The sequence below is a fragment of the Escherichia sp. MOD1-EC6162 genome, assembly GCF_002965125.1.
GTDB classification, from domain to species: Bacteria; Pseudomonadota; Gammaproteobacteria; order Enterobacterales; family Enterobacteriaceae; genus Escherichia; species Escherichia marmotae.
On sequence record NZ_PTSB01000052.1, the window covers coordinates 1 to 10,663 of the forward strand.

Below are 10,663 nucleotides of genomic sequence, written 5' to 3' on the forward strand. Positions count from 1 at the left end.
CTATTAATATAGTATACTATTCCTCCGTCAGCCATCAATTGACATGGAATACATTCTACATTAAGACGATAATTTATTTCTGGCTATTACTTCTTGTTTCTTCATGTTTTTTTATTAAAAATTATTCAAAAATATGGTTTTGCATTAGCTTTATCAGCATTGCTCTAGCATGTGATAACTTAATATTATTGCATTTTATGGATTCACGTTATCCTATATGGTATTGGGCCAAAGGGCTTGAACTAGCATCCAGCTTATATATCATATGCACTCTAATGTATTTTATATTTTTGAAATTAAAATATTCAGATTATCTGGCTTCACACGATTTTTTAACTAACACTTATAATAGAGGTGGTTTTTTAAATGCCTTCAAGACAATATTAAAAAATAACAATAATAATTCCATTTGTGTATTAATGCTCGACATTGATCACTTCAAGAAGATAAATGACCAGCATGGACATCACACTGGAGATATAGTAATAAGCACAGTAACAAAAATTATTGCAAAGACAATCAGGAACAAAGATTTATTCGGCCGACTTGGAGGGGAAGAATTCGCCATTGTATTCAATGATCTTTCATTTTCTCAGATCTCAGCAATCAGCGAAAGAATAAGAAGGAATGTTGAAGTGAAAACACAAAATCTTACTGTTAAATATGGGGTTGAAAGAGTCACTATCAGCATAGGTGGGTTCATCACTCTTTCAAATAAACTCATGCCTTCAGAAATCTTGGCTCAAGCAGATGAATCGCTATATGAAGCCAAAAGAACTGGCAGAAACAAGGTAATCATACATAGCGAGATATCATAGCTATTTAGTGGCAACAGACGATATTATACTTACTGATCATTAAACCGCAGCATATTACCAGTATAATTTGCTGCGGAATATAATTAACTAGTTTTCAATTAGCTGCAGGAATGAGAGGCCACTCAGTATCCGGTGCAGTTGATGTATCAACACGGTTCAGCAACACCCGATACTTCTTCCAGGCTTCCAGCAACGAGGTTTCGCCCTCCGTTGCATATACAGCTCACCTTTTTCACCCGCGATTAACCAACAGCCAGACCAGCAGACACGCCACCACCGGCACAGCAAAATCCATCAGGCTTGCCACATCCCATGCACGTGGATCAAAACCGCCCCACCACGGCATGTTAATCCGCTTGCCATGCCCGAACATTTCAATCCAGCGATATTCTGCCTGGGTGTGTTCCCGCGCAATGAAGAATGTACAACCGGCTATCGCCCCGTAAGCCCAGTTTCCGGTAAAAAGACCAACCAGTACCTGCGCAGCCACAGCACAAAGCGCATGAAGAAAAGGTGTTATATCCATTTTCATCCTACCCAATAAAACGGGGCGCATAGCCCTTAATATTATTTAGACGCAAGCGTCGCCTCAATTGCAGATAATCTTTGCCTTAATTCTGCGTTTTCTTCTTCCAGTACTGTTATTCTGTCGTCTGACTCTCTGGCTACCTGAACAAGCAAGCCAGTAACACCAGAATAATCTACTGTGTAATAACGTTCACCTTCTTCACCTTCCGATCCGCTTGCACCGTCCTGATATTTCATTGCGGAACCTACAACTTCTGGGATTGCTTCCAGAGCTTCCTGTGCAATGACACCTGCATAGGGCATACCGTTTTCTTTAAGCGTGTATGTATAGCCGTTCATTTTACGGATGCGGTCGGTTGCATTATCGATCACCTGAATGTTGTCTTTCAGATCCCGGTCAGAATGCTGGTTAAATGCGGTGGCATGACATGCACCATTAACGCTTAACATATAGGTGTTATCGGTATTTTTCTGCGCATAGAACATATACGCGCCACCATCAGCACCAACTTCATATACAACCGGACGGGTAGAGTTACCCCACAAACTAGTAGTAGCGCCAGAATGAGCGGTCCCCTGTGTGTTTAATGTCATGGTTGACCCATGATTGGCATATTTGATTTGTAATGTGTCTGTGCAGTCAAACTTAATAAGCGCGTTACTTCCCCGCACACCATACGACATGAGACAGTTCCCCATCTTAAGGTAACCATCACTGCCTGGAAAAATTAATGTTCCGCCGTAAAGATCGCTAAAATCCCAAAAGATACCTTTTGTTCCATTGTGTGTGACAATCCTTGTCATTGTATCTTTTGTACCGTCAATATTTTTTCTGGTGTACATCTCACTATAAGCGTTTTCGGTTTCTCCTGTCTTATTTGACAAGTGAATCTTACCGCTAAATATAGTTCCAGTGGTCGGCAATGTCTTTTGATCATAGATTACATTGCAATAACTATTCCATGTTGTTTTATTGTCTACATATGATTTTGTTGCGTAGCTCCCTTGATCGTTTTTTAATTTGCTAACGTCGGATTTTAGCGTTTTGATATCATCAGGAATTACTGTCGATGTAGCCATTTTCCTTCCTCACATCCAGCCACGAAGTTGATGCTCAACAGCAACCGCGTATTCATCGAATAATGACGATATTTGCGAATCATTAATGATGCGCACGTTTACAAAATATCCGTCCTCCTTAACACATACCGGCTCGCCATCTTCAGTAAGTTCTCCGGTTTCTTTGTACACATTACCTATCACGTCAATAAGAATATCATCCTGCATCGACTCGTCATCATAATAGCCAATACTCTCCATAAAGGCCGAAAAGTCGGCCCTGTCGGCAAATTTGAGTGTTAAATCTTTCATTAGATTGACTCCCCCATCTGAGCATCAGTCAATGCCTTGTGCCATATTCTGAAATTCCTGACATGACCAAATAAATGACGTAACCCGGCTGTAGTCTGGCCTCCAATACGGATAATTGCGGTGTTCTGAATACAGGACCATGTGGTTTTTGTTTCGCTGGATATATGCCCGTTACTTACTGAGCACGTAGACTGCTCTGACTTTACACGCATCCCCATAACCATTTTTTCAAGCGATGCGTTTTCGTTTACCCGTCTGTTAGCTCCTCCAATATCGCAATAAGGAAATCCGTCATAATCTGTTGAACGACCGAAGCCAAGAATAATAGCCGCTCCGGTTTGATGACCGCCGGTATCAAAAACACGCGGTGCTGCATTTGGCGTTTTATACCAGTTCTTATGTACCTCACAAAGAACTGTAAAAGGAAGATTATAAAGGTTATTCTTGATTGGGACTGTCACCATATCGCTTGCGCGAGTGCTTGCAGTTATATCAGTTACAATAAATGACGAAGCACTTGATCCACCTTCCACTTGTGGAGTTGCGATATCCAGATAGTCTCCAGATGCTGTGCCTGAACCTTTTACTGGAGCATATTGAACCATCGCACCAATCATGCTCTCTGTATCTAGTGCATTAATTGTAGCCTGATAGAAAATCCAACCAGTAGCCTCATCTTTTACAGCTTTTGCAATAATACGATTTGCTGCACCACCAGTCTTATCAATTACAAGTGTTGATAAATTGAGGTAAGCATCTCCCAAAAAAGTGTAAGTAGAACCATCATGATGTTCAAATCTTAAACGACACCTTATATTTTCAACATCACTTCTGACACGGCATGAAATGGTCACATATTTTTCATCACCTGTGACATCAAATCCTTTACTGCCAGAAACCGTTACGATATTAATCGCACTTGTCTGATCAATAAGAGTATCTTTTACAGTAAATCTCCCATAAGTAAAATTAAAAGAATCCGTGGATATTTCTGTGAGTTCCAGATTGCCTGACTTATTCCATTTAGATGGATTTGTTGAATTAAGCAGAAGATTAGTTCTTTGCCCCTCAATAAGCAGGCCATCACGTTCAAATCGCGGCTCGTCAATGGCAGCCTCTGTCAGTACACCAGATTTATTAATATAGGTTGCTTTCGATGCGCGTTTAAACTTTACAATCTTGTCGCCAGGCATTGTTATTTCATCGTCGCCAATAACAATTTTTTTATATGATGGCGAAAAGCCCGTAATCATATCCAGTGAATCGTTAAACGGTATCCACACATCAGGAAGCGGCTGTAAGACATATTTATACGGCTCTGCTGCCTGGCTTGCGTACTCCCTGGCTGCGTCTTCGCTTGCTTTAGCTGCCGTCTGGCTTGCTGCCGATGCTTTCGCTGAGTTATCCGCCGCAGTCTCGCTCGCCTTTGCGTTGGTTTCACTGGTTTTTGCAGCTTTTTGACTGTTGGCTGATGCAGTGGCAGAAGAAGCCGCCGCACTTGCAGAACTGGCTGCGGCACTCTCGCTTTCAGCTGCTGCATCCTGACTGCTTTTCGCCGCAGTTTCACTGGCTTTGGCATTCGTTTCGCTGGTCTTCGCTGCCGTCTGGCTGGACTTTGCGTTAGTTTCACTCGTCTTCGCAGCTTTCTGGTTGTTAGCCGCAGCAGTTGCTGATCCAGCTGCTGAAGTCGCAGAACCGGCTGCCGCGCTCTCGCTTTGGGCTGCTGCAACCTGGCTGTTTTTTGCCGCAGTTTCACTGGCTTTAGCATTCGTTTCGCTGGTCTTCGCTGCCGTCTGGCTGGACTTTGCGTTGGTTTCGCTCGTCTTTGCGGCTGTCTCGCTATTTTTCGCGTTGGTTTCTGATTTTTTGGCTGCTGTCGCGGAGTTTGCTGATGCAGTCTGTGAGGCCGCTGCCGCCTGTGCACTATTAGCTGCATTCGTTTCTGAGGTTTTCGCCGCGTTCTTCGATGATGCCGCTGCAGTTTCTGATTTCTTTGCCGCCGCTGCGCTCTGAGAGGCGGCTTCAGCGTTGCGTGCCGCTTCTTCCACCATTTCCTCAAAACGACGCAATGCCTCCGGCATGACATCATCTTCCGTCATGGCACCGAGAAAATCATTCAGCGTACCTGGTCTGGAACCTTCATAGACGGTAATGGTCCCGGCATGTGAAGGCGGAAAACCTTCAACCAGCAGGATGACGCTGTACTGGCCATACTCAACATCCATGCTGTAACGCCCGGCTTCATCCGGATTTTCAGAGGCCACCGTGTTCACCAGTACCGTGGTGCTGTTACGTTTTGCTTTCAGCTGGATTGTGCAGTTCTGTACCGGTTTTCCTGTGCCGTCTTTCAGTACACCTGAAATCTTTACTGCCATATTCACCCCACAAAAAAGCCCGCCTGAACCGGCGGGCTGTCATAACACTGTGTTACCTGGCTAATCAGAACTTATAACCGACACCCACGATGAAACCGTCAGTGCGCCAGTCGCCACTGCCGGAGCCTTCATAAGCAATATCAATGGCCACGGATTCGGTCGGGTTAAACTGCACGCCAGCTCCCCACGCCAGAGACGTGTTGCTGTGGCGACCGTCATCACTTCCGGTCAGCACATCGTGCGTTTTCCCCTTGTTGTCAGTTACGCGAAGATAATCCCCGGAGAAAGTCGACACACGGCTGTAAGCCACACCCGCCATCGCATACGCGCTGAACCATTCATTCACGCGCACAGACGGCCCCGCCATCACGCTGAACCAGCGGTTACGCACGGAATCTTCATGCCAGCGGGTATCGCTGTAATGGGTTTTTTGCTCATCTTTGGCATTGGCATAACTGAATGACGTCACCAGCCCCAGCGTGTCCGTAAATTCATAACGGTATTTCACGTTAATGCCCTTCAGGTCATCACTGCCTGGCATATCAGTATGGGTCTGAAGATACCCGGCGCTTAGTGTGGACTGATGCTCTGCTGCGCTCGCTGGCGTACCAGCGGCAACCAGCCAGACTACTGCGGACAGAATAACAGCACATAATTTACGCATAATTACCTCTCGCTTTTCTGCAATAAAAAAGGCGTCATTTCTGACGCCCGTATTGGGGTTATAAAATTCAGCTGATACTGATGCCTGCGGTGGCTTTCTTCATCACCACAACCAGCAAATCGCTGATACTTGCTGTGGGATACCAGTTATTTACCAGCCATGCTGACACCGAAAACTCCAGTGTCATGTGACCGTGACCGGCAGGCATATCAATAACGCCACTGTAAATCAGCGTATTATCCAGCGCGGTACGGTTATAAATTTCAGCACCGTTTTTCCGCACTATCAGACGGCATGAGGAGTAAATATCAGTATGCTCTCTCTCATGCTTAGCGCCACTGAATGCCACCGCCGGAATAACAATTTGCCGGTCAAACGGCTGATCGTCATAAACCCTGACGGTAATGGTCCCTGATGGCCACCGCTCCGGTGCTCGGGAGTCACGGGGGAAAGCTTTGCCCACTGTTTTAACGAGATCGCCTTCAATCTGGTTCGCGGACAGTTTTCCCAGAACCCGACAGTTCTCGTTAATCGTGACGTTGTTGAGCGTCCCGGAGTTCGCATTCACGTTACCGCTGATATCGGCATTTTTCGCCGTCAGCCGCCCGTCCGGCGTCAGGGAAAATGCAGGAGGATTACCGCCGCTGGTGATGGTCGGGGCCGTCAGACGCTTCAGGAACACGTCGTTCATGAATATCTGATCGCCCTGACCAACAAACATCGGCTTTGTGTTGCCATTCGCAGGATTAATCATCGCAATCCTGTCCGCCGCCAGCAGCACCTGACTCTGCATACCGTCAGGAGTATTCTCAATACCGGCACCAATACCCGCGATATAAAGGCGTCCGTCCTGCATCTGCTGCAGCTTCACAGCCCACATGCTGTTCAGGTTATTATTTGTATCAACCTGAACCTTCTGTATCTGCTGGATCGCTGCACTCTGGTCTTCCAGTTTCTTATTGACGGTCTGCGTGATTTCATTGCTGACACCCGTAATGGACGTCCTGATTTCAGCCAGGTCAGGCGCAAGCTGACCGTTATCAATCTGCGTCCACAACTCCTGAGCCAGATGGGTTTTCCCTATCTCTCCTTTGAAAAAATTCAGATAGCCGGATGCATCATCACTCGGCTGGCCAACAGCCTCCACAAATGCCGATTTGCCAACGGTGTTCACACTGCGGATGTAAAAATAATAATCATGGCCCGGTTTGATATTGATACTGGCGGCTATCCAGTACAGCGCCGTGCCAAGATAGCGTGCTGTGGTTTCAACCTGCCTGATATCCGCAATCCGCTTTTCCGAGAACCAGAACTCAAACTGTACCGTCGGGTCATAAACCGCAAGATGCGGCGTGGCGGTTATCTGAAAATAGCCCGGAGTCAGCTCAATCTGTGACGGCGCTGCCGGTGCGGCAATCCGGAACGATACCGACGCCGGGTCTCCCTGCTGCCCCCAGGCATTTACTGCCCGGACTGTCAGCCTGTAGTTCCCCAGCGCCAGCTGCCTGAAGCGGTATGTTGTTTCCGTCGTCCGGGCCGTGCTGACCAGCCGCTCACTGCCGTCGTCCGCTGTTACGGTCAGACGGAGCAGGAAGCTCACGCCCTTCACCACCTTCGGTGTGTCCCATCGCGCCAGCACCTGATATTCCCCGCTGTCTGCATTGACTTCTGCGGTCAGGTGCTGCACCGCGGGCGGCGTGACACCGTTCACCGTTCCGCTCTGGTCGCCGTCAAAGTGCGCCCCGTTATCCACGATGGCTTCTTTCTCCGGTACATGCTGCACGGCAGTGATGGCATACGTGCCGTCATCGTTCTCACGGATACTCACGCAGCGGAACAGGCGCTGGCGCAGCGTCGGCAGCTTCAGCCCCCACACGCTGTATTCTGCAACGCCGTCAGGAACACGACTCACTTTCACCTTCACGCCGTCGGTGACGGACTGAACCTCCACGCTGACCGGATTACCACTTCCGTCAACCAGGCTTATCAGCGTGGTACCGGAGGATGGCAGCGTGATTTCACGGTCGAGCGTCAGCGTCCGGGTCTGGCTGTTCACCGCCAGCACGCGACCACCGGTGCTGATACCGGCATAGTCATCATCGCAGATTTCAATAACATCGCCCGGCACATGGCGAAGCCCTTCTGCGCCCACGCTGAAATCCACGGTCTGCGTCTCCAGCAGTTCCGTTTTAATCAGCCACAGCCCGGCGCGGTGTGCCTGCCCCCGGCTGGTACAGCCAAAGGCATCCATCTTCGTGACATTACGACCGTAACGGGCAATGGCCTGCGTATCTTCAACAAGCTCTGTCGCCGTCTCCCAGCCGTTATTCGGGTCAATCCAGTTCACCTCAACGGCATTATGGCGGTCCTTCAGGGCGCTGAAGCTGTAGCGGAACGGCGCGCCATCATCCGGCATCACCACATTACTGCGGTTATAGGTCCACACCTTATCCGACGGTCGGTCCTGCACGAACGTCAGCGTCTGCCCGTTCCATACCGGCATACAGCGCATCGCCGAGCAGAAATCGCTGAGAACATCCCACGCCTTACGCTGCGTGGTCAGGTAAGCGTTACAGGTGATGCGCGGCTCCGTGCCACCAAAGCCATCCGGCACCGACTGGTCGCAATTCTGGCCGATGACATACAGCGCCCATTTATCCACATCCGCTGCACCAAGACGTTTCCCCATGCCGTAGCGCGGATGGGTCAGCATATCCCACAGACACCAGGCCATGTTGTTGCTGTATGCCGGTTTAAACGTTCCGTCCCAGATACCGCTGTATTGTCGCGTCTGCGGGTTATAGTTCGACGGCACCTGCAGAATGCGCCCGCGCAGATGATAATTACGGCTCACCTGCTGGCTGCCGAACTGCTCCGAATCCACCTGCACGCCGACCAGTGCCGTGTTCGGGTAGCACTGTTTCACATCGATGATTTCGGTGTATGACGACCAGAGCGTTTTGTTCTGCAGCTGGTCTGTGGTGCTGTCCGGCGTCATCCTGCGCATCCGGATATTAAACGGGCGCGGCGGCAGGTTACCCACCACCACCGAGGCCAGATACTGCGAGGTGGTTTTGCCCTTAATGGTGATGTCTTTTTCCGTCACCCAGCCACCGTTACGTTGTATCTGAACCAGCAGGCGGACTTCCGATGGATTCCTGTCCCCCTTTGAGGTGGTTTCCACCAGTGCCTGCACACCGAAGGTAAAACGCAGACGGTCGATGTTTGCCGACGTGATGGTCCGGGTGATCGGCGTGTCGTATTTCACTTCCGTACCCAGTACCGTCTCGGAACCTGATGATTCAAATCCCTCCGGCGGTGTCTGCTCCTGCTCACCTGCCCGGAACACCACCGTGACACCGGAGATGTTGGTATTCCCCTCACTGTCCAGCACCGGTGTACTGTTCAGCAACACGCTTTTTAATCCATCCCCCGGACCTTCAATCGGCCCTTCGCTGATGGCATCGATCACACTCAGCAACTGCGTGGATTTCAGGTTGTCCTTCGCTTCGCGCGGGGTATGCCCCTTACTGCTGCCTTTACCCATTCGTCATGCTCCATAAACGACAAAACCGCCCGGAGGCGGTTTCACATAAAATATTTTGCATCATCGACCAATCACCACAACCTGACCACCATCCCCTTCGTCTGCCGTGCTGATCTCCTGAGATACCACGCGTGACCCCACGCGCATTTCACCGTACAGAACGGGCAGAACATTCCCCTGGGCAACCATGTTATCCAGTGAGGAGAAATACGTGTTCTGTTTGCCGTTATCCGTTGTCTGTGTGCGGGGAGTTCTGGCTTTCGGTGCCAGCATCTGCGCCACACCGCCCAGGATCATACTGGCCCCTACCGCATACATACCCGATACAGCCGCGACACCCAGCCAGCCCACAGGGTTCCACCATGCCACCGCAATCAGCGCAGCCCCCAGCACTGCCTGAAAAACACCGCCACTTTTGGCACCCGCCAGACGCGGTACGATGTGGATCACGGCACCATTTGCCAGCGGCTCATTAAGACGGGCAGATAATTCGTTTTCGCCTGCATCACGCCCGGCAATGCGCACCTGATACCAGCCCTCATTCAGTTTCTGACGAAACGCCGGGAGCTGCGTGGCCAGCGCCCGGATAGCTTCGGCTCCCGTTTTCACACGAAGGTCGATGCGGTGGCCAAATCGTTGCAAATCCCCGTAAAGGCAGATGCGTGCCATGCCCGGTGACGCCAGAGGGAGTGTGTGCGTCGCTGCCATTTGTCGGTATACCTCTCTCGTTTGCTCAGTTGTTCAGGAATATGGTGCAGCAGCTCGCCGTCGCCGCAGTAAATGGCGGCATGATTCGGCACCGATGAACCAAAGCAGCACAGCAGCACATCGCCCGGCTGCGCCTCTGTCAGTGCGGCACGGTAAAAACCAGTCGCCTCCATATTGTCAAGATAGAGATTCTGGCCGTTACGCCACCAGTCATCCCCGCGATGAAAATCCGGCATCTCAATTCCCGCCAGATGGTAAGCGTCCCGGAACAGCGTGTAACAGTCCGTCACCCCGTGCTCAAAGCGCCGCCCGGTGAGATGCGGCACACAGCGGAACTTATGAATCGCCCCCCGGCAGACCAGCCACCACGGCAAATCACTCTGCACCTGCAGCCGCCGGTCGGCCTCACTCAGCCAGGGCAGACCACCGGGATGACTGTGGACCAGCGCCACAATCTCACCCTGCATTTCTGCCTGCAGCCAGTCCTCCGGCGACATCCGGAAATAATCCTCCGGCTCACCGGAAATATTCACGCAGGGAAAATATCTTTCCCCCTCCGGCGTTCTCACCACGAAGCCGCACGACTCCGCTGGCGCACATCGCCGGGCGTGCGCCAGAATCGCTGATTCTGTCTCTGTCATGGGATTTATAT

General features: G+C 50.2%; 10 protein-coding genes and 2 pseudogenes. 1 reads left to right on the forward strand and 11 read right to left on the reverse strand.

The features are described from left to right. The coding region (locus A9587_RS23615; protein WP_157943638.1) for a sensor domain-containing diguanylate cyclase at positions 1-818 on the forward strand (818 nt) is incomplete at its 5' end. Between the two features lie 94 nt (positions 819-912). Here A9587_RS23615 and A9587_RS23620 read toward each other — a convergent pair. From A9587_RS23620 to A9587_RS23660, 11 genes and pseudogenes are all read right to left on the reverse strand, one after another. Beyond that, a pseudogene (locus A9587_RS23620) lies at positions 913-1,032 on the reverse strand (tail fiber assembly protein); the annotation flags it as partial. 18 nt (positions 1,033-1,050) lie between these two features. Continuing rightward, on the reverse strand, positions 1,051-1,344 hold the full coding sequence (locus tag A9587_RS23625) for a hypothetical protein (RefSeq protein WP_001405052.1): 294 nt from the start codon (positions 1,342-1,344) through the stop codon (positions 1,051-1,053). A 41-nt stretch (positions 1,345-1,385) separates the two neighbouring features. Further along, positions 1,386-2,426 carry a tail fiber domain-containing protein gene (locus tag A9587_RS23630; RefSeq protein ID WP_077395767.1) on the reverse strand — a complete coding sequence of 347 codons (1,041 nt, stop codon included), beginning with the start codon at positions 2,424-2,426 and terminating at the stop codon, positions 1,386-1,388. Positions 2,427-2,435: 9 nt separating this feature from the next. Continuing rightward, positions 2,436-2,717 carry a hypothetical protein gene (locus tag A9587_RS23635; protein WP_044691494.1) on the reverse strand — a complete coding sequence of 94 codons (282 nt, stop codon included), beginning with the start codon at positions 2,715-2,717 and terminating at the stop codon, positions 2,436-2,438. Then, positions 2,717-3,970 (reverse strand): phage head spike fiber domain-containing protein, encoded by a 1,254-nt coding sequence (locus A9587_RS25745; RefSeq protein ID WP_438907244.1) that lies wholly within the window; start codon positions 3,968-3,970, stop codon positions 2,717-2,719. The genes A9587_RS23635 and A9587_RS25745 overlap by 1 nt, the downstream gene beginning before the upstream one ends. Beyond that, positions 3,967-4,296, reverse strand: a complete 330-nt coding sequence (locus A9587_RS25750; RefSeq protein ID WP_442899311.1) for a phage tail protein — start codon at positions 4,294-4,296, stop codon at positions 3,967-3,969. The genes A9587_RS25745 and A9587_RS25750 overlap by 4 nt, the downstream gene beginning before the upstream one ends. 432 nt (positions 4,297-4,728) lie before the next feature. Beyond that, a pseudogene (locus tag A9587_RS25755) lies at positions 4,729-5,092 on the reverse strand (prophage tail fiber N-terminal domain-containing protein); the annotation flags it as partial. A gap of 64 nt (positions 5,093-5,156) precedes the next feature. Beyond that, positions 5,157-5,756, reverse strand: coding sequence for an Ail/Lom family outer membrane beta-barrel protein (locus tag A9587_RS23645; RefSeq protein ID WP_105264026.1), 600 nt, complete (start codon positions 5,754-5,756; stop codon positions 5,157-5,159). Between the two features lie 67 nt (positions 5,757-5,823). Next, entirely contained in the window at positions 5,824-9,303 is a 3,480-nt protein-coding gene (gpJ, locus tag A9587_RS23650) for a phage attachment tail tip protein J (RefSeq protein WP_105281965.1), read from the reverse strand. Between the two features lie 60 nt (positions 9,304-9,363). After that, positions 9,364-9,912: a tail assembly protein gene (locus tag A9587_RS23655; protein WP_123058567.1), complete on the reverse strand. Its 549-nt coding sequence runs from the start codon at positions 9,910-9,912 to the stop codon at positions 9,364-9,366. After that, the gene (locus tag A9587_RS23660; protein WP_105281966.1) at positions 9,909-10,652 is read right to left on the reverse strand and encodes a C40 family peptidase; all 744 of its coding nucleotides are present in this window, start codon (positions 10,650-10,652) and stop codon (positions 9,909-9,911) included. Before A9587_RS23660 ends, A9587_RS23655 begins: the two co-directional genes overlap by 4 nt. Positions 10,653-10,663: the final 11 nt, after the last annotated feature.